Source organism: Cupriavidus sp. 86D6 (assembly GCF_057815095.1).
The window spans coordinates 121590-147134 of the sequence record NZ_JBYPSB010000001.1; the positions used below are offsets into that span (position 1 = coordinate 121590).

Annotated in this window: 24 protein-coding genes; 15 read left to right on the forward strand and 9 right to left on the reverse strand. The window is 65.4% G+C overall.

Features of this window, described 5'->3' with window-relative positions; genetic code table 11:
- The first annotated feature begins 177 nt into the window (after nt 1-177).
- The 3 genes from AC3G88_RS00555 to AC3G88_RS00565 all read left to right on the forward strand — a co-directional run bounded on the left by AC3G88_RS00555 (nt 178) and on the right by AC3G88_RS00565 (nt 3883).
- Nucleotides 178-2502, forward strand: a complete 2325-nt coding sequence (locus tag AC3G88_RS00555; RefSeq protein WP_153947257.1) for an NADP-dependent malic enzyme — start codon at nt 178-180, stop codon at nt 2500-2502.
- Between the two features lie 428 nt (nt 2503-2930).
- Complete coding sequence (locus AC3G88_RS00560) at nt 2931-3278, forward strand: guanyl-specific ribonuclease (RefSeq protein WP_488773523.1); 348 nt, start codon at nt 2931-2933, stop codon at nt 3276-3278.
- Nucleotides 3275-3883: a barstar family protein gene (locus tag AC3G88_RS00565; RefSeq protein ID WP_488892950.1), complete on the forward strand. Its 609-nt coding sequence runs from the start codon at nt 3275-3277 to the stop codon at nt 3881-3883. Before AC3G88_RS00560 ends, AC3G88_RS00565 begins: the two co-directional genes overlap by 4 nt.
- A gap of 88 nt (nt 3884-3971) precedes the next feature.
- On the opposite strand, the gene AC3G88_RS00570 is transcribed toward AC3G88_RS00565, so the two are convergent.
- The 4 genes from AC3G88_RS00570 to AC3G88_RS00585 all read right to left on the reverse strand — a co-directional run bounded on the left by AC3G88_RS00570 (nt 3972) and on the right by AC3G88_RS00585 (nt 6744).
- A complete protein-coding gene (locus AC3G88_RS00570; RefSeq protein WP_488892951.1) occupies nt 3972-4577 on the reverse strand; it encodes a YidB family protein in 606 nt (201 codons plus the stop codon).
- A 15-nt stretch (nt 4578-4592) separates the two neighbouring features.
- Complete coding sequence (locus AC3G88_RS00575; RefSeq protein WP_488773521.1) at nt 4593-5336, reverse strand: 16S rRNA (uracil(1498)-N(3))-methyltransferase; 744 nt, start codon at nt 5334-5336, stop codon at nt 4593-4595.
- Entirely contained in the window at nt 5336-5770 is a 435-nt protein-coding gene (locus tag AC3G88_RS00580) for a VOC family protein (RefSeq protein WP_488892952.1), read from the reverse strand. Before AC3G88_RS00580 ends, AC3G88_RS00575 begins: the two co-directional genes overlap by 1 nt.
- Before the next feature lie 62 nt (nt 5771-5832).
- Complete coding sequence (locus AC3G88_RS00585) at nt 5833-6744, reverse strand: spermine/spermidine synthase domain-containing protein (protein WP_488892953.1); 912 nt, start codon at nt 6742-6744, stop codon at nt 5833-5835.
- Between the two features lie 10 nt (nt 6745-6754).
- Between AC3G88_RS00585 and tkt the strand changes: the two genes are divergently transcribed.
- Both tkt and gap read left to right on the forward strand, forming a co-directional pair.
- Complete coding sequence (gene tkt / locus AC3G88_RS00590) at nt 6755-8842, forward strand: transketolase (protein WP_488773519.1); 2088 nt, start codon at nt 6755-6757, stop codon at nt 8840-8842.
- A gap of 85 nt (nt 8843-8927) precedes the next feature.
- Entirely contained in the window at nt 8928-9926 is a 999-nt protein-coding gene (gap, locus tag AC3G88_RS00595; protein ID WP_153947266.1) for a type I glyceraldehyde-3-phosphate dehydrogenase, read from the forward strand.
- Nucleotides 9927-9990: 64 nt separating this feature from the next.
- On the opposite strand, the gene AC3G88_RS00600 is transcribed toward gap, so the two are convergent.
- Entirely contained in the window at nt 9991-10587 is a 597-nt protein-coding gene (locus AC3G88_RS00600; protein WP_488892954.1) for a flavin reductase family protein, read from the reverse strand.
- Nucleotides 10588-10881: 294 nt separating this feature from the next.
- Between AC3G88_RS00600 and AC3G88_RS00605 the strand changes: the two genes are divergently transcribed.
- Nucleotides 10882-11886 carry a LysR family transcriptional regulator gene (locus AC3G88_RS00605; RefSeq protein WP_153947268.1) on the forward strand — a complete coding sequence of 335 codons (1005 nt, stop codon included), beginning with the start codon at nt 10882-10884 and terminating at the stop codon, nt 11884-11886.
- 97 nt (nt 11887-11983) lie between these two features.
- Here the strand turns inward: AC3G88_RS00605 and fur are convergent, their stop codons facing one another.
- Complete coding sequence (fur, locus tag AC3G88_RS00610) at nt 11984-12415, reverse strand: ferric iron uptake transcriptional regulator (protein WP_066732268.1); 432 nt, start codon at nt 12413-12415, stop codon at nt 11984-11986.
- Nucleotides 12416-12615: 200 nt separating this feature from the next.
- Between fur and AC3G88_RS00615 the strand changes: the two genes are divergently transcribed.
- The 9 genes from AC3G88_RS00615 to AC3G88_RS00655 all read left to right on the forward strand — a co-directional run bounded on the left by AC3G88_RS00615 (nt 12616) and on the right by AC3G88_RS00655 (nt 22386).
- Nucleotides 12616-13230 (forward strand): outer membrane protein assembly factor BamE, encoded by a 615-nt coding sequence (locus tag AC3G88_RS00615; RefSeq protein WP_488892955.1) that lies wholly within the window; start codon nt 12616-12618, stop codon nt 13228-13230.
- A 104-nt stretch (nt 13231-13334) separates the two neighbouring features.
- A complete protein-coding gene (dapB, locus tag AC3G88_RS00620) occupies nt 13335-14132 on the forward strand; it encodes a 4-hydroxy-tetrahydrodipicolinate reductase (RefSeq protein WP_488892956.1) in 798 nt (265 codons plus the stop codon).
- A gap of 174 nt (nt 14133-14306) precedes the next feature.
- The gene (gene leuS / locus AC3G88_RS00625) at nt 14307-16928 is read left to right on the forward strand and encodes a leucine--tRNA ligase (protein WP_488892957.1); all 2622 of its coding nucleotides are present in this window, start codon (nt 14307-14309) and stop codon (nt 16926-16928) included.
- Nucleotides 16929-16954: 26 nt separating this feature from the next.
- A complete protein-coding gene (locus AC3G88_RS00630) occupies nt 16955-17470 on the forward strand; it encodes an LPS-assembly lipoprotein LptE (RefSeq protein ID WP_153947272.1) in 516 nt (171 codons plus the stop codon).
- Between the two features lie 43 nt (nt 17471-17513).
- On the forward strand, nt 17514-18584 hold the full coding sequence (gene holA, locus AC3G88_RS00635; RefSeq protein ID WP_488773513.1) for a DNA polymerase III subunit delta: 1071 nt from the start codon (nt 17514-17516) through the stop codon (nt 18582-18584).
- A gap of 105 nt (nt 18585-18689) precedes the next feature.
- Entirely contained in the window at nt 18690-19970 is a 1281-nt protein-coding gene (locus tag AC3G88_RS00640; protein WP_488892958.1) for a glutamate-5-semialdehyde dehydrogenase, read from the forward strand.
- Nucleotides 19971-19988: 18 nt separating this feature from the next.
- On the forward strand, nt 19989-20411 hold the full coding sequence (locus AC3G88_RS00645) for a CopD family protein (RefSeq protein ID WP_153947275.1): 423 nt from the start codon (nt 19989-19991) through the stop codon (nt 20409-20411).
- A 35-nt stretch (nt 20412-20446) separates the two neighbouring features.
- Complete coding sequence (locus tag AC3G88_RS00650; RefSeq protein WP_488892959.1) at nt 20447-21052, forward strand: 2-hydroxychromene-2-carboxylate isomerase; 606 nt, start codon at nt 20447-20449, stop codon at nt 21050-21052.
- Nucleotides 21053-21120: 68 nt separating this feature from the next.
- Nucleotides 21121-22386, forward strand: a complete 1266-nt coding sequence (locus tag AC3G88_RS00655) for a THUMP domain-containing class I SAM-dependent RNA methyltransferase (protein ID WP_488892960.1) — start codon at nt 21121-21123, stop codon at nt 22384-22386.
- Between the two features lie 78 nt (nt 22387-22464).
- Here AC3G88_RS00655 and AC3G88_RS00660 read toward each other — a convergent pair whose 3' ends face one another.
- From AC3G88_RS00660 to AC3G88_RS00670, 3 genes are all read right to left on the reverse strand, one after another.
- Entirely contained in the window at nt 22465-23514 is a 1050-nt protein-coding gene (locus tag AC3G88_RS00660) for a response regulator (protein ID WP_153947278.1), read from the reverse strand.
- A gap of 221 nt (nt 23515-23735) precedes the next feature.
- On the reverse strand, nt 23736-25208 hold the full coding sequence (locus AC3G88_RS00665) for an NAD(P)(+) transhydrogenase (Re/Si-specific) subunit beta (RefSeq protein WP_488773507.1): 1473 nt from the start codon (nt 25206-25208) through the stop codon (nt 23736-23738).
- Nucleotides 25208-25540: an NAD(P) transhydrogenase subunit alpha part 2 gene (locus AC3G88_RS00670; RefSeq protein WP_066732243.1), complete on the reverse strand. Its 333-nt coding sequence runs from the start codon at nt 25538-25540 to the stop codon at nt 25208-25210. Before AC3G88_RS00670 ends, AC3G88_RS00665 begins: the two co-directional genes overlap by 1 nt.
- Nucleotides 25541-25545: the final 5 nt, after the last annotated feature.

A 25545-nucleotide genomic window follows, 5' to 3' on the forward strand; every position in this document is an offset into this window, starting at 1 on the left:
ACGCAAAGGTGCCCCGCGCAAAACGCCCATTGTGAAATAGTTTTTCACAATATAAAATGCGCCATCCTTAAGCGTGCAAATCTTAAGCGCGTACAAGCGGAGACGACGGGTTCGTGGAGCCGGCCCTTGATCTCCCAGCGTTATTCAGTGCGGCTCCACCGATCGGAAGATGCGCAGATGACAAGCCCTCAGCAGTCCCCGTCCCAAGACGATCTGAAACAGCAGCAGCGTGAGGCGCTGCGCAAGGCCGCACTCGAATATCACGAGTTTCCGACCCCCGGCAAGATTTCCGTCACCCCGACCAAGCCGCTGTCGAACCAGCGCGACCTGGCCCTGGCCTATTCGCCGGGCGTGGCCGCCGCGTGCGAGGAAATCGTCGCCAACCCGGCCGATTCGTTCCGTTACACCGCCCGGGGCAACCTCGTGGCCGTGATCACCAACGGCACCGCCGTGCTGGGCCTGGGCAATATCGGCGCCGCGGCGTCCAAGCCGGTGATGGAAGGCAAGGCTGGCCTGTTCAAGAAGTTCGCCGGTATCGACGTCTTCGACATCGAAATCGACGAGACGGACCCCGAAAAGCTGGTTGACATCATCGCGTCGCTGGAGCCGACGTTCGGTGGGATCAACCTCGAAGACATCAAGGCGCCGGAGTGCTTCTACGTGGAGCGCAAGCTGCGCGAACGGATGAAGATTCCCGTCTTCCACGACGATCAGCACGGTACCGCCATCGTGGTGGGCGCCGCCGTGATCAACGGCCTGAAGGTGGTGGGCAAGGACATCTCGAAGGTCAAGCTGGTGGCCTCGGGCGCTGGCGCCGCCGCGCTAGCCTGCCTGGACCTGCTCGTCGACCTGGGCCTGCCCATCGAGAACATCTGGGTGACGGACCTGGCCGGTGTGGTCTACGAAGGCCGTACCGAGCTGATGGACCCGGAAAAGGCACGCTTCGCGCAGAAGACCGACAAGCGCCGCCTGGGCGAAGTCATCGACGACGCAGACATCTTCCTGGGCCTGTCCGCCGCCGGCGTGCTGAAGCCCGAGATGGTGCAGAAGATGGCCGACAAGCCGCTGGTGCTGGCGCTGGCCAACCCGAATCCGGAAATCATGCCGGAACTGGTCAAGGAAATCCGTCCGGACGCCGTGATGGCCACGGGCCGCACCGACTACCCGAACCAGGTCAACAACGTTCTCTGCTTCCCGTTCATCTTCCGTGGCGCGCTCGATTGCGGCGCCACCACGATCACGCGTGAAATGGAAATCGCCGCCGCCAATGCCGTGGCGGAACTGGCGCGCCAGGAGCAGAGCGATATCGTGGCCTCGGCCTACGGTATCCAGGACCTGTCGTTCGGCCCCGAATACCTGATCCCGAAGCCGTTCGATCCGCGCCTGATCGTCAAGATCGCACCGGCCGTGGCCGAAGCCGCCGCCAAGTCGGGCGTGGCCGCGCGTCCGATCGAGGACATGGACGCCTATCGCCTGCAGCTGCAGCAGTTCGTCTACCACTCGGGCACGCTGATGAAGCCGATCTACGCGGCCGCGCGCAAGGTGGAGATGGAAAAGAAGCGCATCGTCTTTGCCGAGGGCGAAGAAGAGCGCGTGCTGCGTGCAGTGCAGGTGATCGTCGACGAAAAGCTGGCCAACCCGATCCTGATTGGCCGTCCGGCCGTGCTGTCGCACCGCATCGAACGTTTCGGCCTGCGCCTGCGCATGGGTGTGGACTTCACCGTGGTCAACCCCGAGCACGACGACCGCTTCCGCGACTATTCGGACGCCTACTACCGCATGATGGCCCGTGAAGGCATCACGCAGCAGTACGCCAAGCTGGAAATGCGCCGCCGCACCACGCTGATCGGCGCGATGCTGGTCAAGCGGGGCGAGGCCGACGGCATGATCTGCGGCACGGTCAGCACGACTGCGGCCCACCTGCGCTACATCGACCAGGTGCTGGGCGGGACCAACTGCGTCTACGCCGCGATGAACGGCCTGGTGCTGCCGGGCCGCCAGATCTTCCTGGTGGACACGCACGTCAACATCGATCCGACCGCCGCCGAGCTGGCCGAGATCACGCTGATGGCCGCCGAGGAACTGAAACGTTTTGGCATCGAGCCCAAGGTTGGCCTGCTGTCGCACTCGAACTTCGGTACGTCGGAAGCCCCGTCGGCCCGCAAGATGCGCGAAACGCTGGCCATCCTGCGCGAGCGCGCCCCGGAACTGGAAGTCGACGGCGAAATGCACGGCGACAGCGCGCTGGATCAAAAGCTGCGCGATTCGCTGGTGCCGGACGGCTCGCTCAAGGGCGAAGCCAACCTGCTGGTGTGCCCGAACATCGACGCGGCCAACATTTCATACAACCTGCTCAAGGTGGCGGCCGGCAACAACGTGGCCATCGGTCCGATCCTGCTGGGCGTGAAGGCGCCGGTTCACATCCTGACGCCGTCGGCCACCGTGCGCCGCATCGTCAACATGACGGCGCTGGTGGTGGTGGACGCCGCCGCCAAGGTCTGATCGGCCGTTTTACCGGCGGCCAGGTCCGGCCGCCGGAGCCATGTGGTGCAAGAGCCGGGTTCGCCCGGCTTTTTCATGCCCGCGTCAAATTGCCGCCTGCGCGGTTAGTATGCGCACACATATCAATAACATGTTGAAACAATTGAGGAAATTCGGGGCGCCGGGGCGCAGGGATTGATTAATGATGGACTTGCGCGTAACCTTACGCCTTTGAATGCGGACGCTCGCCTGGGCGTGCCGGTAGCGGCTTTGGGTCCGAAAAAAGACCGAAGCGATGCCGGAATGACCCGCCATCAACTTTCGCCAACGATTCATTCACTATCGTGGGTTCCCGGATTTCTCAAAGCCAGTCGCAGCGGCAGTCACATTGGCAGTCCCTGAGTCTGGCGCGAAGCCTGGGCCGCGTGTTGGCTGGCGCGGCGCTATCGATGGCGCTGGCCCTGTCGCCGCAAGGCGCGATGGCAAGGCAGTCGCCCGACGTGTCCGGGGTGGGAACCATCCCGGCACAGCAGTTGCCCAACGAGGCGCGGCAAACGCTGGACCTGATAGAGGCCGGCGGCCCGTTTCCGTATGACAAGGATGGTTCGCGGTTCGGCAACTACGAACGCATCCTGCCGCAGCAGCCTCGCGGGTATTACCGCGAATACACCGTCAAGAACAGCAAAAGCCGGAATCGGGGAGCCAAGCGGATAGTTTGCGGTGGTGATCAACGCGCCGCCAACGACTGCTACTACACGGAAGACCACTACAACAGTTTCAAACGGATAACCAAATGATGACTGACATTTTCGGATTGGGCGACGCCCTTGCCGCCCGCGAGGAGCGCGGCGCCGGAGATGGCTGGCAACGGGCTCACCATCAGGCCCAGAACCTTTACGACAACGTGCTGATGATGCCGCGCCAGGATCTGACGCCCCGACTTCCGCCCGCCTGTGCCCCTGTCATGGCCACATGGGCTGACGACGGCACCAACGAGGGAGCCATGAATCTGTTCAAGACGGTGCGCCCTAACATCGTCCAGTCGATCCGCGCATTCCGCGTGCCCGAGCTGGCCCAGGCAGCCGCCGCGCTGAATCAGCATTTCCTGTACGCGAACTGTGCCGACTGCGCGAGCAAGGCCGAGATTCTTGAGCGCATCGCCACCGAGTTCACGTTTCCGAAGCATTTCGGCAAGAATTTCGATGCCTTGTCCGACTGCCTGACCGACATGATCTACAAGGCGGGGCCGCAGCCGGGTTTCGTGATCGTGCTCGAAGGCCTGCCGATCGCGCAGAAGTTCGACAAGGAAGCCCGCGAAGTGCTGCTGGACGTGTTCCGCGACGCCGCCGAGTTCTGGAGCGAGCGCAAGGTGCAGTTCCGGGTGTTCTACTCGTTCGCCTGACGGTCAGAGCGAATCGCCCACGAAAAAGCCCGCTGGTGTCAGCGGGCTTTTTGTTTGTGCGTCAGCGCGTCCCCGGCCGGGCGACGCGTCAGGCCGCGGGGGGCACCTGGCCGGTCGGTGTCAGGCGGTCGATCAGTTCGGGCAGGCCTTCGCTGAGACTGGCGGCCACATCGTCCGACGACATGCCGGTGGTTTCAGCCAGCGACTGCAGCGCGCCTGTGTGGCCCAGCGCCGCCGACAGGTCATTGGCGCTGACGGCCTGATTGGTGCCGGTGCCGATCCAGGAGTCCACCTGCTGACCCAGACCCGCCTGCGCCAGGATGTCGCGTAGCGCGCCGATGCCGCCGCTGGCCGCGCCAATCGCCTGGGCCGAAGCGCCGGCTTCGCCCTGTCCGCCTAGCAGCCCACCGAGCAGCGAACCCAGATCGAGCCCGCCCGGGGCCCGTGCGCCGCCGCCGCCCAGCATGCCACCGAGCATGCCGCCCAGCCCGCCGAGGCCACCCAGCGGATTGTCGCCGGCATCGGCCGGCGCCACGCTGCCGTCGGCACCCTGGCTCTTGTGCCGCATGGCCAGCATCGCCAGCAGGCCCAGGGCCATCATCAGCTTCGGATTCATGCCGCCGGACTGGCCTTCTTGATGCTGGCCGCCAAGCTGGCCGAGCACGCCCCCGAGTACGCTATCGAGTAGTCCCATCTCAGACTCCTTATCTCAAAATCCGCCAAGGATGGCGTTCAGCGTTGCCAGGCAAGCGAGCCCGGCGGTTTCCGTGCGCAGGATGCGCGGCCCGAGTGACACGCCGATAAAACCGGCACGCCGCGCGGCGTCTTCTTCGTCCGGGGAAAGGCCCCCCTCGGGGCCGATCAGCAGTGTCACCCCTTCGGCACGCCAGGCGTCGCGATGCGCCTGGGCAAGCTCGGGCAGCGACCCCGTGGCACGCGGCGACAGCAGCAGCCGGGCGCCCGTGGCGGGCGCTGCCGCCAGCCACGCTTCAAAAGTAGCGACCGGCGCCAGATGCGGCAAGCGATTGCGGCCACATTGTTCGCATGCGGCCTGCACCAGCGCCTGCCAGTGTGCCTGGCGCTTGAGCGCGCGGTCGCCGGACAGGCGCACGACCGAGCGCGCGGCCTGCAGCGGCTGGATGGCGGCCACGCCCAGTTCCACGGCCTTTTCGATCAGCCAGTCCATCTTGTCGCCACCGGCCAGGCCTTGCGCCAGCGTGACCGCAAACGGCGCTTCGGCATCGGCGGCGTCATGCGCGCCGATCTGCGCCGTGGCGTGACGCTTGCCGATCTCGGCGAGGGTGGCGGCATGGCTGCCGCCCTGGCCGTTGAACAGCGTGACGGCGTCGCCCGGGGCCAGGCGCAGCACCTGCACATGGCGCACCACGGCTTCGGGCAAATCCAATACGGCATCGGCGGCCAGCGCCGCATCGACAAAGAATCTGGGAGGCATCAGGGGGCGGGTTTGGCGTCCGGAGCCTTGGCCAGCGGCGTGGCAAAGCCCCATCGGTATCCATCGGGATCTTCGACCATGCAGTATCTGTCGCCCCAGAACTGGTCGGCGGGCGGCATGACGCTGGTCGCCCCGGCGCCAGTGGCCTGCGCGTACAGCGCGTCGACATCCTCGCAATACAGGTAGAACGTCTGCGGCGCTTCCACGCCCATGGAGCGCGGCGTACGGGCCGTGCTGCCCCAGGCGCCCTCGGGCGCGAACATGATGACGATCTGGCCCTGGTAGTGCATTTCGGCGTGGGTGGGCACGCCGTTCTCATCGACGACATGCCCGGCTTTGAAGCCGAATGCCCTTTGGTAGAAATCAAGGGCGGCGCGTCCGCTGGCGACCGTGAGATAGGGCGTCAGCCAGGGCGTGTTGGGCGGTCTGGACATGCGGGTCTCCCGGATGGCACGAAAGCTCCGCGCGCAAGGCAGCGGCGGGGCGTTTGTGCATGTTACGCGGGACGGCCTGCGCTGTCGAAGATCGCCTGCAAATGGCGTGGGTGGTTGAACAGCGCCGGGTGCAGCCTGGCGTGGTAGGCGCGCAGCGCGCCATCGAGCCCCCACTGTTGCAGGCGCGCCGCAATGCGCTCGGGCGGGTGGGCCGCGATGTCCAGCGTATCGCTGGCCAGCGCGATTCCCCACAGCGCACCGTACGCCGGCACGAAGGTGGTCAGCGGTGCCACGTTCCGGAATACCTGGCGCAGGCGCGCCAGCAGCCGCCGCGTGGCCTCCGGCCGGTGCCAGGGCGGACCCAGGTGCACCGACATCGCGCCGCCGGCGCTCAGGCAGCGCCGCGCCGTCTGCAGCCCGTGCGGCGCGAACAGGGCGGCTGCCGGGCTGCCGTCGTCGGCTTCGGTCAGGTCGTAGACGATCAGGTCGAACTGGCGGCCGGCTCGCGCAAACGCTTCCATCAGGCCCAGCCCGTCGCCAATGGCCAGGTGCAGGCGCGGATCGCCGGGTTCGTCCAGGGCGCCACGGTGAATGCCGGGCAGCCATTCGCGCGCCAGACGGACGACTTCGGCATCGAGTTCGGCCACTACCACTTCCCGCATGGTGGGAATTCGCAGCAGTTCGAAGGCCGATCCGCCATCGCCACCGCCCACCACCAAAGCGCTACGTGGCGAACCGTGCACTGCGGCTATCGGCACGGTCATCAGTTCATGCTGGATATGGGCATCGGCTTCGGTGCTCATCACGCGCCCATCCAGGCGAAAAATGCGGCCAAATTGCGCGTTCTGGCCAATTTCCACCTGCTGGTGGGCCGTGCGCGCCGCGGCCAGCACGGCGATATCGCACAGCGTGGTGCCGACACCGGGCGCCAGCCATTCGGTCCACGTCTGAGACCCCCGTCGCGGTGCGTCCACGCGCCCGGAAATGCCGCCTGCTTCTGCTAAAATTGCGGTTTTCCCGCCGTCAGGTTCTCGCATGTCTGCCCTCGCCCATCCCGCAACCAGTCCTTTTGCCAATCAACCCGTCAAGCTGATGGCCGATGCCATCCGCGTGCTTGCCATGGATGCCGTCCAGCAGGCCAACTCCGGTCACCCCGGCGCGCCGATGGGTATGGCGGACATCGCCGTGGCGCTGTGGGGGCGGCACCTGAAGCATAACCCGGTCAACCCGCACTGGGCCGACCGCGACCGCTTCGTGCTCTCTAACGGCCACGGATCGATGCTGATTTATGCCTTGCTGCATCTGACCGGCTACGACCTGCCGGTGGAAGAGCTGCGCAACTTCCGCCAGCTGCACAGCAAGACCGCCGGCCACCCGGAATACGGCATCACCCCGGGCGTGGAAACGACCACCGGCCCCCTGGGCCAGGGCATCACCAACGCGGTGGGCATGGCACTGGCCGAGCGCCTGCTGGCCGAGGAATTCAACCGCCCGGGCTTCGACATCGTCAACCATCACACGTACGTGTTCATGGGCGACGGCTGCCTGATGGAAGGCATCAGCCACGAAGCCTGCTCGCTGGCCGGCACGCTGAAGCTGAACAAGCTGATCGCGCTGTGGGATGACAACGGCATCTCGATCGACGGCGACGTGGTGCACTGGTTTGCCGACGACACGCCGAAGCGTTTCGAGGCCTACGGCTGGAACGTGATCCGCGGCGTGGACGGCCACGACGTGGTGGCGGTGGACAACGCCATCGCCCAGGCCAAAGCCAGCGACAAGCCGACGCTGATCTGCTGCCGCACGATCATCGGCAAGGGCGCGCCGAACAAGGAAGGCGGCCACGACGTGCACGGCGCCCCGCTGGGCGGCGCCGAAGTGCTGGCCACGCGCGAGGCGCTGGGCTGGGCCCACGCCCCGTTCGAACTGCCGGAAGACGTGTACAACGCCTGGAACGCCAAGGCCACCGGCAGCGCGCTGGAAAAGGCCTGGGACGCGCTGTTTGACGCCTACGCCGAAGTGCATCCGTATGAAGCCGGCGAATTCAAGCGCCGCATGCGCGGCGAACTGCCGGGCGCGTTCGATGCCGCGGTCGATGCCTTCATCGCCAAGTGCGAGGAAAAGGCCGAGACGATCGCCACGCGCAAGGCCAGCCAGAACACCATCGAGGCGTTTGCGCCGGTGCTGCCCGAATTCCTGGGCGGCTCGGCCGACCTGACCGGCTCGAACCTGACCAACTGGTCGGGCACCCAGGCCGTGCGCGTGGATGCATGGGGCAACCACATCAACTACGGTGTGCGCGAATTCGGCATGAGCGCCATCATGAACGGCATCACGCTGCATGGCGGCTACGTGCCCTACGGCGCCACGTTCCTGACGTTCTCGGACTACAGCCGCAATGCGCTGCGCATGGCCGCGCTGATGAAGATCCGCACGCTGTTCGTGTTCACGCACGATTCGATCGGCCTGGGCGAAGACGGCCCGACGCACCAGTCGATCGAGCATGTGGCCAGCCTGCGCCTGATCCCGAACATGGACGTCTGGCGTACCGCCGACACGACCGAAACGGCCGTGGCCTGGGCCGAATCGATCCGCCGCACGAACGGCCCGAGCTGCCTGATCTTCAGCCGCCAGAACCTGCCGTTCCAGAAGCGCGACGATGTCACGCGTGCCAATATCGCACGCGGCGGCTACGTGCTGCGCGATGCGAAGAACCCGCGCACAAAGCGTCCGGACGCCGTGATCCTGGCCACGGGCTCGGAAGTGGGCCTGGCCGTGGGCGCCGCCGATGCGCTGGCCGCCGAGGGCGTGCATGTGCGCGTGGTGTCGGTGCCCGCCACGACGGTGTTCGACAAGCAGGACGCCGCCTACAAGGCTAGCGTGCTGCCGGCCGGCGTGCCGCGCGTCGCCGTGGAAGCCGGCGTGACCGATTTCTGGTGGAAGTACCAGGTCCAGGCGGTCGTCGGCATCGACACGTTCGGCGAATCGGCTCCGGCTGGCGTGCTGTTCAAGCACTTCGGCTTTACGGTGGACAATGTGGCCGACACCGTTCGCGCCACGCTCGCCCAGTAATTTCCGCCCGCGCGGTCAGCCGGTGCGATGCGCCGGTGACCGGCGCCGGCCACCGGCTTTATCGATTGCACTCTAGGAGATAGACATGACCATCAAGATCGGCATCAACGGCTTTGGCCGTATCGGACGCATGGTATTCCGCGCCGCCGCCGCGAACTTCAAGGACATTGAAGTCGTTGCCATCAACGACCTGCTGGAGCCGGACTACCTGGCCTACATGCTGAAGTACGACTCGGTCCATGGCCGCTTCGACGGCGAAGTGTCGGTGGAAGGCAACACGCTGGTCGTCAACGGCAAGAAGATCCGCCTGACCGCCGTCAAGGACCCGTCCGAACTGAAGTGGGGCGAGGTTGGCGCGGACGTGGTCATCGAGTCGACCGGCATCTTCCTGACCAAGGAAGGCGCGCAGAAGCACATCGACGCCGGCGCAAAGAAGGTGATCATGTCGGCCCCGTCGAAGGACGACACCCCGATGTTCGTGTACGGCGTGAACCACGAAACGTACAAGGGCGAAGCGATCATCTCGAACGCCAGCTGCACCACGAACTGCCTGGCCCCGGTGGCCAAGGTGCTGAACGACAAGTGGGGCATCAAGCGCGGCCTGATGACGACCGTGCACGCTGCCACGGCGACGCAGAAGACCGTTGACGGCCCGTCGAACAAGGACTGGCGCGGTGGCCGCGGCATCCTGGAAAACATCATCCCGTCGTCGACCGGCGCCGCCAAGGCCGTGGGCGTGGTGATTCCGCAGCTGAACAAGAAGCTGACGGGCATGTCGTTCCGCGTGCCGACGTCGGACGTGTCGGTGGTCGATCTGACCGTCGAACTGGAAAATCCGGCCAAGTACGAAGAAATCTGCGCCGAGATGAAGGCCCAGAGCCAGGGCGCGCTGAAGGGCGTGCTGGGTTACACGGAAGACAAGGTTGTGGCCACGGACTTCCGCGGCGACGCCCGTACCTCGATTTTCGACGCCGAAGCCGGCATCGCGCTGGACGGCACGTTCATCAAGGTCGTGAGCTGGTACGACAACGAATGGGGTTATTCGAACAAGTGCCTGGAAATGGCACGCGTCGTCGCCAAGTAATTGGTGCTCGCCTCATGAAGAACGCGCCTTCGGGCGCGTTTTTTATTTCCGGCCGCAAGCGGGATCAGGGTGTCAGCGGTTTGGCATCCACGGCATCGCCGTCCACCAGGAAATGGCCGCCCGCCACATGGTGGATGGTGCGCAGGCCGTCATGGCCGGTAAAGTGCCAGCGGCCTTCGCTGAAGACGCGGCTGTCGGCTTGGGCGGCCACCACCTCGCCCAGGAACAGGTCGTAGCCGGCCTGGATGGCGGGCTCGGGCAGCAGCCGGCATTCGAGCCAGGCCGCGCAGCCTTCCAGCAAGGGTGCACCGATCACGCTGCCGGCAAACGTCTGCAGCCCGTAGGCGGCGAACTTGTCGATGCCTTGCTGTTCCAGCATGGTCAGTCCGGAACTGGAGCCCAGCGCCTGGGTAATATCGACCTGGCTGACCGTGGGCACCTGCAACGCGAACTCGCCGCTGGCTTCCAGCAGGCGGCGCGTCCAGGTGGCCTTGTCCAGCACGACCGCCACCTTGGGCGGCGCAAAATCGAGCGGCATCGCCCAGGCGGCGGCCATGATGTTGCGCTGGCCGCCGTGAGCCGCGCTGACCAGTACCGTGGGACCGTGATTGAGCAGCCGATAGGCTTTGGCAAGGTCAACGCCGAGACGAGGGGAAGTCATGATGCACGTCCGAAAATTCCGAGGTAATGTGAGTGCGCGCAAGGCAGGATCGAGCCCTTTCAGGTCAATATAGCGGGCCTCGCGCGCGCTGGGATCATGGTTTTTGACATTATCTGTCCCAATGTTGTCAAAAATCCCCCGATTACCGAATCGCGTAGTGCGAGAAATGCCGAATTTGCTTTTCCCTGCCGTTTTTTTCTCTTACACTCGGAAGAATCTGTTGAAATCTGATGTGCAGCCAGTGAAAGTGGTGGGGCCATCCAGAAGCGCGAGACATAACAACCGGGCCTGATCATGGTGAACGTGGATACCAAGCTGCTGGTGATTTTTACCGAGCTGCTGAGCAAGCGGAACGCCACTTATGTGGCGGAGAAAATGCATATGACGGCGCCCGCCGTATCGCATTCGCTTGGGCGCTTGCGCGAAATCTTCGACGACCCTCTCTTTATCCGCGTGCCGCACGGGCTGACGCCAACGCCCCGTGCGCTGGAGCTGGGTCCAAAAATCCGGGACATGCTCGACCTGTGGTCGTCCATCAACGAGGGCGATGCAGACAATTTCGATCCCGCGGTGGCCACCGGCACGCTGAGCATCGGCTTTGCGGCCGAACTGGGCGATACCGTCTTCAATCGGTTCGTGCTGCGGATCAAGCAGCTGGCCCCGGACCTGCATATCCGGCTGGTGGAATCGCACTCTTGGGAAAGTGACGTGGCGTCCATGCGCGCCAATGAGCTGGACCTGGCATTTTCTCCATTCCCCACGCGCCATCCGGAAATCGTCGAGGAAATGGTGACCTCGCTGAACCTGTGGGTGTGCGCGCGCAAGAATCATCCACTGCTCAAGACCGATTGCACGCTGGAGCAATACCTGGAATGCAGCCATATCTTCATGGCGCATTCAGGCGGCACAGGCCGGCCGGCGCCGGCGCTGATTCCGCTGGACTACGCGCTGCAGCAGCGCGGTCTGAAGCGCAATGCCACGCTGACAGTGCATTCGTGGCGTGCACAGGCCGAACTGGCGGCGCAGACCGACATGATCTTCACGGTCAACGCGCTGACCAAGGACATGGCCTGCGAGACCTATGGTCTCAAGGCGTTCCCGCTGCCGGCGGAACTGAACACGACGCTGGGCCTGAACATGTTCTGGCACCGCAGCCGGAATACGCATCCGATGCTGGTCTGGGCCCGGCACTTGTTTCGTCAGGTCGTTGGAGAATTCGTGGGCCTGCCTCAAGTCGCCGCGGCACGCACCCTGCGCGTGGTGACCGAGGCCGAACAGGACAACCTGCCGCAGGAATAAGCGGCCGGCCGATTCGGCAAGCCCAATAAAAAACCGGCGCTCTCGTGCCGGTTTTTTAATGCCTGCATGGTGGGGACTGGACCGCGCCCCCCCGAGCTTATCGTTTGGGTCTGTGGGGACAGTCGTTCTTGGTGCAGTTGCCGTACAACGACAACGCATGTTCCTGCAAGGCAAAACCGCGCTCGCGCGCAATACTCTGCTGGCGCTGCTCGATATCGCCGTCGAAGAATTCCTCGACGCGACCGCAATCCAGGCACACCAGGTGATCGTGGTGCTTGCCTTCGTTGAGTTCAAAAATCGCCTTGCCCGATTCGAAGTTGTTGCGGGACAGCAGGCCCGCCTGTTCGAACTGCGTCAGGACGCGATAGACCGTGGCGAGGCCGATATCCATGTGCTCGTTGAGCAGGATCCGGTAAACGTCTTCCGCGCTCAAATGGCGCTGCTCGCTGGTCTGGAAGATTTCAAGAATCTTCAGGCGGGGGACAGTCGCCTTGAGGCCGATATTTTTGAGGTCCGCCGGACTCGGCATGGGCGTGACTCCCTAGAGTACAATGTCTGGATAGTTGAATCATAAGGGTTTTGGCGACAAAAGTCGCCCCGGTGCCATGGCGCCCGGCCGCCACTCGCAAGGTGGCGTACCCGCGAAGCGCCTGGCCGTGCCGGCCGCCTCCGCTTGTCTGCGGAGCGTCGGGACCGGCACAGAACCATTCCCGTCTGGAAGCGAGATACATGCGTTCATTCCGTTCGTCCGCCATGCGCCCCGCGCTGGTGTCTTCCCTGCTGGCCGCCGCGCTGCTGGCCGGCGCCTGCTCGGCCTACGACAGCACGTCGCGCAAGGTGGCAGAGGCCATCACGCCATATCGCATCAACATCGTTCAGGGCAACTTCGTGTCCCGCGAGGCGGCTTCGCAACTGCGCGAAGGCATGACGCGCGACCAGGTGCGCTTCCTGCTGGGTACGCCGCTGCTGCAGGACGTGTTCCACGGCAATCGCTGGGACTACTATTTCTCGTTCCGCCGGGGCAGCACGCCGGTGGTGCAGTCGCGCCAGTTCACGGTGTTCTTTGATGACGACAAGCTGGTGAAGTGGCAGGGTGGCGATTTGCCGTCGGAATATGAACTCATTGCCGAAATTGACGGCATGAAGGCGGCGCAGCGCAACCAGAAGATCGGCATTGCGACGTCCAGCGCCAGTGCTTCGCAGCCGGCCTCCGCGCCGGCCGCTGCTGGCGCCTCGGCTCCGGAAGCCGCGCCGGCGCCTGCCGTGGAATCGACGCCTCCCGCCTCCGAACCGGCTGCCCAAGGGCCGGCCACGAGCGCCACCCCGGACAAACCGGCCAGCTGATCGCAAGCCGGCGCCGGCTGGCTGCCGCCCATCGCCTCCGTGCGCCCGGCCTGTCTGGCCGGGTCGCAGTCTTCCCAGTCTTTCCGACACCGCAACGCCACGCCATGAAAATCGCCATCGCAGGTGCCTCCGGCCGCATGGGCCGCATGCTGATCGAAACCGTTCTGAATACCGATGGCGTCACGCTGACGGGTGCGCTGGAGCATGCGACGTCGCCCGCGCTGGGCCAGGACGCCGGCTTGTTCCTGGGCCAGGTGACGGGTGTCAAGATCACGGCCGATATCGAGGCCGTGCTCGGCGCCGCCGATTGCCTGATCGACTTCACGCGCCCCGAGGGCACGCTGGTCCACCTGGACGCTGCAAAGCGCCTGGGCAAGAAGATCGTGGTCGGCACGACCGGCTTTGACGCCGCCGGCAAGCAGGCCCTGGCCGACGCCGCCAAGTCGATCGGCGTGGTGTTCGCGTCGAACTTCAGCGTGGGCGTCAACGCCACGTTCAAGCTGCTCGACGTGGCCGCCAGGCTGCTGTCCACCGGTTACGACATCGAAGTGATCGAGGCGCATCATCGCCACAAGGTCGATGCCCCGTCGGGCACCGCGCTGACGATGGGCGAAGTGATCGCCAATGCGCTTGGGCGTAACCTCGACGACTGTGCCGTGTATGCCCGCGAAGGCCATACGGGCCCGCGCGATCCGAATTCGATCGGTTTTGCCACGATTCGTGGCGGCGATATCGTGGGCGACCATACGGTGATGTTTGCCGGTATCGGCGAGCGCATCGAGATCAGCCACAAGTCGTCCAGCCGCCAGTCGTACGCCGATGGCGCGGTGCGCGCCGCCCGTTTCCTGGCCGACAAGCCCAGCGGCATGTTTGACATGCAGGATGTGCTGGGCCTGAAGTAAACCGCTGTCTCGCGGCTCGCCATGGCGGGCCGTTTGCGCCTTTGGGCGCCGCCGTGGCAGGGCCGGAATCGTCGTCGGCCACGGTTATAATCGTCTCTTTCGTTTTTCCGATCCCCCCGGCCGCCGGCGCGCCAGTCGCCGCGCGTGACCGTTGCCCAGACCGTCGTCCCGACCATGCAAGACAAATATCTTCCGTCCGCCGTTGAACAAGCCGCCCAGCAGCACTGGCAAGCGATCGATGCCTACAAGGTATCGGAGCACGCTGTCGGGCCCGACGGCAAGGAAAAGCAGAAGTTCTACGCCTGCTCGATGCTGCCGTATCCGTCGGGCAAGCTGCACATGGGGCACGTGCGCAACTACACCATCAACGACGTGATGGCGCGCTACCTGCGCATGAACGGCCGCAACGTGCTGATGCCGATGGGCTGGGATGCGTTCGGCATGCCGGCGGAAAACGCCGCGCTGAACAACAAGGTGGCGCCGGCCGCCTGGACCTACGACAACATCGCTTACATGAAGAAGCAGATGCAGTCGATGGGCCTGGCGATCGACTGGTCGCGTGAAGTGGCCACCTGCAGCCCCGACTACTACCGCTGGAACCAGTGGCTGTTCCTGAAGATGCTGGAAAAGGGCATCGCCTACCGCAAGACCGGCACCGTGAACTGGGACCCCGTGGACCAGACCGTGCTGGCCAACGAGCAGGTGATCGACGGCCGCGGCTGGCGTTCGGGCGTGGTGGTCGAAAAGCGCGAGATCCCGATGTACTACCTGCGCATCACCGACTACGCGCAGGAACTGCTGGGCGACCTGGACGACCTGGGCTGGCCGGAGCGCGTCAAGATCATGCAGCAGAACTGGATCGGCCGCAGCGAGGGCGTGCGCTTTGCCTTCCCGCACCAGATCCGGGGCGCCGACGGCAAGCTGGTGGGCGACGGCAAGCTGTTCGTGTTCACCACCCGTGCCGACACGATCATGGGTGTCACGTTCTGCGCCGTGGCCGCCGAGCACCCGCTGGCCACCCACGCTGCCGCGAACAATCCGCAACTGGCCGCGTTCATCGACGAATGCAAGCACGGTTCGGTGATGGAAGCCGACATGGCGACCATGGAGAAGAAGGGCATGCCCACCGGGCTGCAGGTCACGCACCCGCTGACCGGCGAGCAGGTGGACGTGTGGGTCGGCAATTACGTGCTGATGACGTACGGCGATGGCGCCGTGATGGGCGTGCCGGCGCATGACGAGCGCGACTTCGCGTTCGCGAAGAAGTACAACCTGCCGATCAAGCAGGTCATCGACGTCAAGGGCCAGCCGTATTCGACCGACGCGTGGCAGGAATGGTACGGCGACAAGGAACACGGCACCTGCATCCACAGCGGCAAGTACGACGGCATGGCCTACCAGGCGGCCGTCGATGCCATTTCCGCCGACCTGGCCGCCAAGGGCCTGGGCGAGAAAAAGGTGACGTGGCGCCTGCGCGACTGGGGCATCTCGCGCCAGCGTTACTGGGGCACGCCGATTCCGCTGATCCACTGCGACAGCTGCGGCGTGGTGCCGGTGCCCGAGAAAGACCTGCCGGTGGTGCTGCCGGAAGACCTGGTGCCGGACGGCACCGGCAATCCGCTGAACAAGGATCCGCGTTTCCTGGCGTGCACCTGCCCGTCGTGCGGCAAGCCCGCGCGCCGCGAAACCGACACGATGGATACGTTCATCGACTCGTGCTGGTACTACATGCGCTATACGTGCCCCGATGCCAGCACGATGGTGGACGGCCGCAACGACTACTGGATGCCGATGGACCAGTACATCGGCGGCATCGAGCACGCGATCCTGCACCTGCTGTACGCGCGTTTCTGGACCAAGGTCATGCGCGACATGGGCCTGGTCAAGTTCGACGAGCCGTTCACGAACCTGCTCACGCAGGGCATGGTGCTGAACGAGACGTTCTACCGTGAAGACGCGTCGGGCAAGAAGACCTGGTACAACCCGGCCGACGTGGACGTGCAGACCGACGAGCGGGGCCGCCCCGTGGGCGCCACGGCCAAGGCCGATGGCCTGCCGGTGGTGATCGGCGGCATCGAGAAGATGTCGAAGTCGAAGAACAACGGTATCGACCCGCAAGCGCTGATCGACCAGCATGGCGCCGATACGGCCCGCCTGTTCGTGATGTTTGCCGCACCGCCGGAGCAGCAGCTCGAATGGAGCGGTTCGGGCGTGGACGGCGCGTCGCGCTTCCTGCGCCGCGTGTGGAACTACGGCTACGCCAACGCCCAGGCGATTCGCGATGGCGCGGGCAGCCAGTTCACGGCGGCTGACGCCGATGTGCGTCGAGAGCTGCACACGGTGCTCAGGCAGGCCAACTATGACTACGAGCGGATCCAGTACAACACCGTCGTGTCGGCGACGATGAAGATGCTGAACGCGCTGGAAGATGCCAAGGCCGCGTCGCCGGCCGCGCGCCGCGAAGGCTTCAGCATCCTGCTGCGCGTGCTGTATCCGGTGGTGCCGCATATCGCGCACGGGCTCTGGACCGAACTCGGCTATGCAGCCGAAGCCGGCGACATCCTCGACGCGGCCTGGCCGCAGGTGGACGAAAGCGCGCTGGTACGCACTGAAATCGAACTGGTGCTGCAGATCAACGGCAAGGTCCGTGGCAGCCTGACGGTGCCGGCCGATGCCGACCGCGCCGCCATCGAGGCCGTGGCCGCCGGCAGCGAGACCGTGGCGAAGTTTGCCAACGGCGCCGCGCCCAAGAAGATCGTGGTGGTGCCGGGCCGGCTCGTCAACGTGGTGCTCTGAGCCACACAGCCAGGAAGACACAAGCAATGGATCGACCGGACATGGGACGCCGCGGATTTCTCGCCATCGGGGCTGCAATGGCGGCGGCCGGCTTGCTGGCCGGCTGCGGCTTTCACATGCGCGGGAACGCCGATTTCGCTTTCAAGCGGCTCTACATCGGCTTGCCGCCCAATTCGCTGATGGGCGCCGACCTGCGCCGCAATATCCGCAACGGCTCCGACACGAAGGTCGTGGAGGAGCGCGAGGAAGCGGACGCGTTGCTGGACGTGCTGGCCGATACGCGCGGCAAGTCGATCCTGTCGATCACGGCCCAGGGCGTGGTGCGCGAATACCGGCTGACCCAGCGGTTCAGCTTCCGGCTGCGCGATGCCGCGGGCAAGGAGCTGATTCCGGCGTCGACGCTGATCCTGACGCGCGACCTGACGTACAACGAAGCCAATACGCTGGCCAAGGACTACGAAGAGCAGCAGCTCTACCGCGATATGCAGAAGGACATCGTGCAGCAGCTGATGCGCCGCCTGGCAGCGGTCAAGACGATCTGATCGCGGCCGCGCGCGGATCGCTTCGCAGGCACAGGGCAACACGATGCAACTCAAGCTCGACGGACTCGATGCACACCTGAAGCAGGCCCAGGCCAGGGGCCTGGCGCCGCTCTACGTGGTGCATGGCGACGAGCATCTGCTGGTACTGGAGGCGGTGGACCGCCTGCGCCGCGCCGCGCGGGACTCGGGCTTTACCGAGCGCGAAGTGCTGGTGGCCGAGCGCGGCTTCCAGTGGGGCCAGGTCACCGAGGCCCAGCAGTCGATGTCGCTGTTCGGCGACCGCAAGATCGTGGAACTGCGCGTGCCGTCGGGCAAGCCCGGCAAAGACGGCGGCGAGGCCTTGCGCGCCGTGGCAGCCCAGCCGTCGCCGGACGTTGTGATGCTGGTCACGTTGCCGAGGCTCGACTTTGCCACGTCGAAATCGGCCTGGTTCCAGGCGCTGGAGTCGGCGGGCGTATCGATCAAGGTGGATGCCGTGGACCGCACGCGCCTGCCCGCGTGGGTGGGCGAGCGGCTGGCCCTGCAGCAGCAGCGCGTGGAACCGGGCGAGGCCGGCCGGCGCTCGCTGCAGTTCATCGCCGACAAGGTGGAAGGCAATCTGCTGGCCGCGCATCAGGAAATCCAGAAACTGGGGCTGCTGTACCCGGCGGGCGTGCTGACGTTCGACCAGGTGCACGACGCGGTGCTGAACGTGGCCCGCTACGACGTGTTCAAGCTGTCCGAGGCGATGCTGGGCGGCGATGTGCCACGCCTGACGCGCATGCTCGAAGGTCTGCGCGGCGAGGGCGAGGCCACGGTGCTGGTGCTGTGGGCGCTGACCGAGGAAATTCGCGTATTATCCAAGGTCCGGCAAGGGCTGGCGGCTGGCAAGCCGGCGGGCGTTCTGATGCGCGAACTGCGTGTCTGGGGCCCGCGTGAGCGCCTGGTGCCACAGGCCGCGCAACGGTTGTCGATGCCGCAGCTGGAAGCCGCGCTGGCCATGGCCGCACGGCTGGACCGCCAGGTCAAGGGCCTGGCCGACCTGCCAGGCGCCGGTGGCGCGGCGGGCAGCCTGCCAGCCGAGCCATGGGACGGCCTGCTGCAACTGGCGCTGCTGATCGCGCGGCCAGCCTGACGTCCCGGACCCAGGCAGCGAACCAACCAGAATACTGCCGGCAGCCGCGCCGGCGCTTCGACATCGCGGCACCCACAGCAGACCGGGCTGGGCCCGGACACCATCATGACCGAGTTCGATCTCCACGCTTACATGAACCGCGTTGGCCAGCAGGCCCGCGCGGCATCGCGCGCCATGGCGCGGGCCTCCACGGCCGACAAGAACCGTGCGCTGCTGACGATTGCCGCGGCCATCCGGCGCGATGCCGGCAAGCTCAAGGCCATTAACGCCCGCGACGTGGAACGCGCCCGCGCCAATGGCCAGGACGCCGCCTTCGTGGACCGCCTGACGCTGTCCGACAAGGCCATCGACACCATGGCCGCCGGCCTGGAGCAGATTGCCGCGCTGCCGGACCCGATCGGCGAGATCAGCAACATGAAGTTCCGCCCGACAGGTATCCAGGTGGGGCAGATGCGCGTGCCGCTGGGCGTGATCGGCATCATCTACGAATCGCGCCCGAACGTGACCATCGACGCCGCGGCGCTGTGCCTGAAGTCCGGCAACGCCACGATCCTGCGTGGCGGCTCCGAGGCGATCGAATCGAACACGGCGCTGGCCGCGCTGGTGGCCGAGGGCCTGGCCGCCGCCGGGCTGCCGGGCGAGGCGGTGCAGGTCATCGAGACTACGGACCGCGCCGCCGTTGGCCGTCTGATCACGATGAACGAATACGTCGACGTGATCGTGCCGCGCGGCGGCAAGAGCCTGATCGCGCGCCTGATCGAGGAAGGCCGCGTGCCGATGATCAAGCACCTGGACGGCATCTGCCATGTCTACATCGACGACGATGCCGACGTGGAAAAGGCCGTGCGCATCTGCGACAACGCCAAGACGCAGCGTTACGCGCCATGCAACACGATGGAAACGCTGCTGGTGTCGCGCCAGATCGCGGCCACCGTGCTGCCGCCGCTGTGCCGCATCTACCAGGAAAAGGGCGTGGAACTGCGCGTCTGCCCCGACACGCGCGCCACGCTGGAAGCCGCCGGCTTCAGCGGCCTGGTTGACGCCACCGAGGAAGACTGGCGGCTGGAATACCTGGCGCCTGTGCTGGCCATCCGTACCGTGGACGGTCTGGACGCCGCGATTGCGCATATCAACACCTACGGCTCGGCCCACACCGATTCGATCGTGACGGAGAACTACAGCGCCGGCATGCGTTTTATCCGCGAAGTGGACTCGGCCAGCGTGATGATCAATGCCTCGACGCGTTTTGCCGATGGCTTCGAGTACGGCCTGGGCGCCGAGATCGGCATCTCGAACGACAAGCTGCACGCCCGTGGTCCGGTGGGGCTGGAGGGTCTGACGTCGCTCAAGTACGTCGTGTTCGGTCACGGCGAAGTGCGCACGTAAGGGGAGGCGGAAACGCAGATGCTCTGGGTCAAGGCCTTCCATATCCTGTTCGTCGTCTCGTGGTTCGCGGGCCTGTTCTACCTGCCGCGCATCTTCGTCAACCTGGCCATGGAAACCGATCCGGCCAGCGTGCGCCGCCTGCTGCTGATGGCGCGCAAGCTGTTCCGGTTCATGACCATGCTGGCTGTGCCGGCCCTGGTGTTCGGCCTGTGGCTGTTCCTCGGCTACGGCATCGGGCGCGGCGCGGGGCAGGGCTGGATGCATGCCAAGCTGGCGCTGGTGCTGGTGCTGATCGGCTATCACCACGGCTGCGGCGTGCTGCTGCGCAAGTTCGAACGCGGCGCCAACACGCGCTCGCACACGTTCTACCGCTGGTTCAACGAGCTGCCGGTGCTGGTGCTGTTGGCCATCGTGATTCTGGTTGTCGTAAAGCCGTTCTAAGCTGTCTGGTTCCCACTGTTTTCGATGAGGTCGTGATGAGCAAGCAGGTCGAGTACTTTCTGGCGCCGCAGTCGCCGTTCGTCTACCTGGGCCATGCCCGCTTTGTGGAAATCGCCAACCGCCACCAGGTGCAGGTGCTGCTGAAGCCGGCCGACCTGGGCAAGGTGTTTTCGGTCTCGGGCGGCGTGCCGCTGGCGCAGCGCCCGCCGCAGCGCCAGGCGTACCGGCTGGTCGAGCTTGAACGCTGGAGCCGCTTCCTGGGTATCCCGCTGAATCTGCATCCGACGTTCTTCCCGGTGTCGGGCGATGCCGCCGCCAAACTGATCATCGCGGCCCAGCTCGCGCATGGCACGGCCCGTGCGCTGGCGCTGACCGGCGCCATCACGCGGGCCGTCTGGGCCGAGCAGCGCAATATCGCCGATGGCGGCACGCTGTCGCAGATCGCCGACGAGAACGGCCTCGATGGCGCCAGCCTGCTCAAGGCCAGCGAAGGCCAGGCCGTGCAGGCCGCCTATGCGCAGAACACGCAGGATGCGATTTCCGCCAATGTGTTCGGCGCGCCGTGGTTCGTCTACGACGGCCAACCGTATTGGGGCCAGGACCGGCTCGATTTCCTTGACCGCGCCCTGGCGGCAGGCTGATCGGCACACCGGACCCATGCCTTGCCCGTCCGCGATGCGGACGTTTTTGTTTTCTGGAAAGACTCGCCATGACTCAAGCCTTCTTTGCTCCTTGCCCGCGTGGCCTTGAACCGGCACTGGCCGAGGAGCTGCGCGAGATTGCGCAGTACCCGGCCGTGGTGGCGGCGGCACCGTTCGAGGTGCATCGCGAAATGCCGGGCGGCGTGACGTTTTCGGGCGAGATGGCCGCGGCCTATGCGGTCAACCTGCATTCGCGCATTGCCAGCCGCGTGCTGCTGCGCGTGGCACAGCGCGGCTACCGCCACGAGGACGACATCTACGCGCTGACGCGCCAGCAACGCTGGGAGCAATGGTTTTCGCCGGACGAGACGCTGCGCGTGGACATTACCGCCCACAAGTCGCAGCTGCGCAGCCTCAACTTTACGGCGCTGCGCGTCAAGGACGGGGTCTGCGACGCCATGCGCGAACGGCTGGGCGCACGCCCCAGTGTCGATACGGTCAGTCCGGACGTCCGCATCTACGCCCACCTGACCGAGACCGATTGCACGCTGTACCTGGACACCACGGGCGAGCCGCTGTTCAAGCGGGGCTGGCGCATGGAAAAGGGTGAGGCGCCGCTCAAGGAAAACCTGGCCGGCGGCATCCTGCGCCTGGCTGGCTGGATGCCTGGCCAGACCGACCGGCCGTTCTTCGATCCGATGTGCGGCAGCGGCACGTTCCTGGTGGAAGCCGCGCAGGTGGCGCTGGGCATTGCGCCGGGCGTGGGCCGCACGTTCGCGTTCGAATGGCTGAAGGGCGCGGATACCAGGGCGTGGCAGGCGTTGCGTGCCGATGCGCAACGCGCCCGCGAGTCGGCCGCCAGCCGCGCCGCGACGCTGCAGATCGCCGGGTCCGATATTTCGACGGACATGCTGTCGATGGCGCAGGCCAACTGGCAGCGCGCCGGCCTGCCCGGCGATATTTCGCTGAAGCAGGTCGATGCGCGCTTCGTGCAGCCGCCGTTTGCCGAGCCGGGCCTGATGATGATGAATCCGCCGTATGGCGAGCGTATCGCGGTGCGCGGCAGCCGCCGCGATGCGATGCAGGACGCGCCGCCCGACGAAGTGGAAGAGGCCGCCGCCAACCAGTTCGCCAGCGCCTTTGCCACCACGCTCAAGCAGAACTTCGCGGGCTGGCAGGCCTGGGTGTTCACGGGCGATCTGTCGATGCCCAAGCGGCTGCGTCTGAAGGAATCGCGCCGCACGCCGCTCTACAACGGCAATATCGAATGCCGGCTGTTCCGTTTCGACATGGTGCGCGGCGGCAATCGGGATCAGGCGAAGAAAGAAGGCTGACGCGCGAAGGCGATCCGGTGCGCGCTGGCTTGGCACCCCACTCCAACGGTGTGGAGAACGGTGTAAATCGTAGAAGTACTACGCGAGCTTGTTCCGCCCGGTCATCGCCGCGCCGTTGCGCGAAAACTCCGACAGGAAGCTCTGCAGGCTGACCACCGGCTCCTGCAGCATGTGGCGCGGCAGGTCGAACAGCGCGTAGAAATATTCCTCGTTGCCCTCGCAGCGTTCCGCCGGCAGGCAGTATTGTTCCCAGTCCATGCAGGCCGGCGTGTACATGCCGTTGCCGGGCCAGAAGAACGGTACGATGCGCCCCTCGCGCAGCCCTTCGATCAATGCCGCCGGCGCCTCGTACGCTTCGGCCGACTCCACCTGGCTCATCAGCCCGGCGCGGGTTTCGATCACCATCAGCGTCGCATGGCCCTGTGCGGTCAGTAGCAGCATGCCCACGGGGTTCGGGAACAGGTAGTACTCGATAAAGCCATAGCGCGCCGCCGTCTGGCGTACGCGGTCGGCCATGATCGGGTCGGACAGGAACGAGTACGAATGGCGCGTGAGCAGGTCGCGCAGCGTGCGCGAGATCGACGCGAAGTACTGCTGCTGGAGCGCGTCGATTTCGTCGTTCAGCCGCGCCACCATGTTTGGATCGTGCTTCTTCACGTAGCGGTCGATCAGCCCGTGGTTGAAGCCCTGCACGGCAATGCTTTCATCGGCCGTGCCGGTCAGCAGGATGGTCTTGCACGGCAGGTCTTCCAGCGCCTGGCAGAATTCGAGCCCGTCCATCTGTGGCATGGAGTAATCCACCACCACCACGCCGGGCTGCAGGAAGCGATGCACATCGTGGATCTGGCGATGGATGCGGTCGACATCGAGCTGCACCGTGCGGCGTTCGGACAGGAACGTCAGGTCGTCGTGCGTGACGCGTACCGGCAGGAATGCGGGATGCCGCGTGGCATACGCTTCGCGAATCCACGTCAGCGCGTCGCGCGGATCGGTGAAGCTGACCACCGCGCGCGATGCATCCATCTGGAAAGCCAGGCTGTCGATAAACGACTTGCTGTCGTCCACCAGTACCGTCAGTACTGGGTGATGGAAAACCGACAGGTTCCGGTCGTGCGCGGGGAATGTCATGGTGCGATCAAATCTGGCCGCCGGCCGCAAGGGGGAAAAAGAACGGGGCAAGCCAGTATAGCGCCTGCGTCTGCATGCGCAACCAGACCACGCAAAAGGAAACGGCCAGCGTTGGTTGCTGGCCGCACTACTTCGATTTTATTGATTTCAGGTCTGCGCGTTTCTTTATTCACTTGGCAGCACTGCGTGCCTGACGGCCACTGCCGAACATTAACGGCAGCTTATTCCACGGCCTTGAACATGTCCTCCACCACCTTCTTGGCGTCGCCGAACACCATCATGGTCTTGTCCATGTAGAACAGCTCGTTGTCCAGGCCCGCGTAGCCGGCCGCCATCGACCGCTTGTTCACGATGATGGTCTTCGCCTTGTAGGCTTCCAGGATCGGCATGCCTGCGATCGGCGATTTCGGATCGGTCTTGGCGGACGGGTTGACCACGTCGTTGGCGCCCAGCACCAGCACCACGTCGGCCTGCCCGAACTCGCTGTTGATGTCCTCCATCTCGAACACCTGGTCGTACGGCACCTCGGCTTCGGCCAGCAGCACGTTCATGTGGCCCGGCATGCGGCCCGCCACGGGGTGGATGGCGTACTTCACCGTCACCCCGTGCTCGGTCAGCTTTTCGGTCAATTCCTTCAGTGCATGCTGCGCACGCGCCACCGCCAGGCCGTAGCCGGGCACGATGATCACGGTCTCGGCGTTGCTCATCACGAACGCGGCGTCGTCGGCCGAGCCCGACTTCACGTTGCGCTGGGCCTGCGCGCCGGCCGGGCCGGCAGCGGAAGCCTCGGCGCCAAAGCCGCCCAGGATCACGTTGAAGAACGAACGGTTCATCGCGCGGCACATGATGTACGACAGGATGGCACCCGAGGAGCCCACCAGCGAGCCCGCGATGATCAGCATCGGGTTGTTCAGCGAGAAGCCGATGCCCGCCGCCGCCCAGCCCGAGTACGAGTTCAGCATCGACACCACCACGGGCATGTCCGCGCCGCCAATCGGGATGATGATCAGCACACCCAGCACGAACGCGATGGCCAGCATGATCAGGAACGGCAGCCACGACTGCGACAGGAAGAAGATCACGCCGAAGCCGATCATGGCGATGGCCAGCAGCAGGTTCAGCCAGTGCTGTCCCGGGAACACCACCGGTGCGCCCTGGAACAGGCGGAACTTGTAGCGGCCCGACAGCTTGCCGAACGCGATGACCGAGCCCGAGAACGTGATCGCCCCCACGAAGCAGCCGATGAACAGCTCGATACGGTTGCCCAGCGGAATCAGGTGCGTACCGGCCGGCGTGATGCCGAACGCGGCCGGCTCCGCCACGGCGGCCACGGCGATGAACACCGCGGCCAGACCGATCAGCGAGTGCATCGCCGCCACCAGTTCCGGCATCTTGGTCATTTCGACCTTGCGTGCCACGTAGGCGCCTATGCCGCCGCCCACCACCAGCGCGCCGAAGATCAGCGCCAGGCCGGTGCCCACCGACGACTGCGCGGCGCCCACGGCCAGGAACTCGTTCTTGAGCTTGACGATCAGCACCAGCGTGGTCACCACGGCAATCGCCATGCCCACCATGCCGAACGCGTTGCCCTTGCGGGCCGATGCCGGGTGCGACAACCCCTTCAGGGCCTGGATGAAGCAGACCGACGCCACCAGGTACAGCAGCGTCACAAGGTTCATGCTGATGCCTTCCATCACGCACCTCCCTTGGCGGCTTCAGCCCCGGCCTTGGCGCGTGGCTCCTTCTTCTTGAACATCTCCAGCATGCGCTGGGTCACCAGGAAGCCACCGAACACGTTCACCGCGGCCAGTGCCACGGCCAGCGTGCCCATCACGCGGCCCACGCCGCCTTCGGTCAGGCCGGCCGCCAGCATGGCACCGACGATGATGATGGCCGAGATCGCATTGGTCACGGCCATCAGCGGGGTGTGCAGCGCGGGCGTGACCGTCCACACCACGTGGTACCCCACGTAAATTGCCAGCACGAAGATGATCAGGTTGATCACCGTGTGGTTCACCATCTCCATCGACT

Excerpts from the sequence above, each read along its gene's own strand:
- AC3G88_RS00555 (WP_153947257.1), top strand. The coding sequence starts at position 178 with ATGACAAGCCCTCAGCAGTCCCCGTCCCAAGACGATCTGAAACAGCAG.
- AC3G88_RS00560 (WP_488773523.1), top strand. The coding sequence starts at position 2,931 with ATGGCGCTGGCCCTGTCGCCGCAAGGCGCGATGGCAAGGCAGTCGCCC.
- AC3G88_RS00565 (WP_488892950.1), top strand. The coding sequence starts at position 3,275 with ATGATGACTGACATTTTCGGATTGGGCGACGCCCTTGCCGCCCGCGAG.
- AC3G88_RS00570 (WP_488892951.1), bottom strand. The coding sequence starts at position 4,577 with ATGGGACTACTCGATAGCGTACTCGGGGGCGTGCTCGGCCAGCTTGGC.
- AC3G88_RS00575 (WP_488773521.1), bottom strand. The coding sequence starts at position 5,336 with ATGCCTCCCAGATTCTTTGTCGATGCGGCGCTGGCCGCCGATGCCGTA.
- AC3G88_RS00580 (WP_488892952.1), bottom strand. The coding sequence starts at position 5,770 with ATGTCCAGACCGCCCAACACGCCCTGGCTGACGCCCTATCTCACGGTC.
- tkt (WP_488773519.1), top strand. The coding sequence starts at position 6,755 with ATGCCGCCTGCTTCTGCTAAAATTGCGGTTTTCCCGCCGTCAGGTTCT.
- gap (WP_153947266.1), top strand. The coding sequence starts at position 8,928 with ATGACCATCAAGATCGGCATCAACGGCTTTGGCCGTATCGGACGCATG.
- AC3G88_RS00600 (WP_488892954.1), bottom strand. The coding sequence starts at position 10,587 with ATGACTTCCCCTCGTCTCGGCGTTGACCTTGCCAAAGCCTATCGGCTG.
- AC3G88_RS00605 (WP_153947268.1), top strand. The coding sequence starts at position 10,882 with ATGGTGAACGTGGATACCAAGCTGCTGGTGATTTTTACCGAGCTGCTG.
- fur (WP_066732268.1), bottom strand. The coding sequence starts at position 12,415 with ATGCCGAGTCCGGCGGACCTCAAAAATATCGGCCTCAAGGCGACTGTC.
- AC3G88_RS00615 (WP_488892955.1), top strand. The coding sequence starts at position 12,616 with ATGCGTTCATTCCGTTCGTCCGCCATGCGCCCCGCGCTGGTGTCTTCC.
- dapB (WP_488892956.1), top strand. The coding sequence starts at position 13,335 with ATGAAAATCGCCATCGCAGGTGCCTCCGGCCGCATGGGCCGCATGCTG.
- leuS (WP_488892957.1), top strand. The coding sequence starts at position 14,307 with ATGCAAGACAAATATCTTCCGTCCGCCGTTGAACAAGCCGCCCAGCAG.
- AC3G88_RS00630 (WP_153947272.1), top strand. The coding sequence starts at position 16,955 with ATGGATCGACCGGACATGGGACGCCGCGGATTTCTCGCCATCGGGGCT.
- holA (WP_488773513.1), top strand. The coding sequence starts at position 17,514 with ATGCAACTCAAGCTCGACGGACTCGATGCACACCTGAAGCAGGCCCAG.
- AC3G88_RS00640 (WP_488892958.1), top strand. The coding sequence starts at position 18,690 with ATGACCGAGTTCGATCTCCACGCTTACATGAACCGCGTTGGCCAGCAG.
- AC3G88_RS00645 (WP_153947275.1), top strand. The coding sequence starts at position 19,989 with ATGCTCTGGGTCAAGGCCTTCCATATCCTGTTCGTCGTCTCGTGGTTC.
- AC3G88_RS00650 (WP_488892959.1), top strand. The coding sequence starts at position 20,447 with ATGAGCAAGCAGGTCGAGTACTTTCTGGCGCCGCAGTCGCCGTTCGTC.
- AC3G88_RS00655 (WP_488892960.1), top strand. The coding sequence starts at position 21,121 with ATGACTCAAGCCTTCTTTGCTCCTTGCCCGCGTGGCCTTGAACCGGCA.
- AC3G88_RS00660 (WP_153947278.1), bottom strand. The coding sequence starts at position 23,514 with ATGACATTCCCCGCGCACGACCGGAACCTGTCGGTTTTCCATCACCCA.
- AC3G88_RS00665 (WP_488773507.1), bottom strand. The coding sequence starts at position 25,208 with ATGGAAGGCATCAGCATGAACCTTGTGACGCTGCTGTACCTGGTGGCG.
- AC3G88_RS00670 (WP_066732243.1), bottom strand. The coding sequence starts at position 25,540 with ATGGAGATGGTGAACCACACGGTGATCAACCTGATCATCTTCGTGCTG.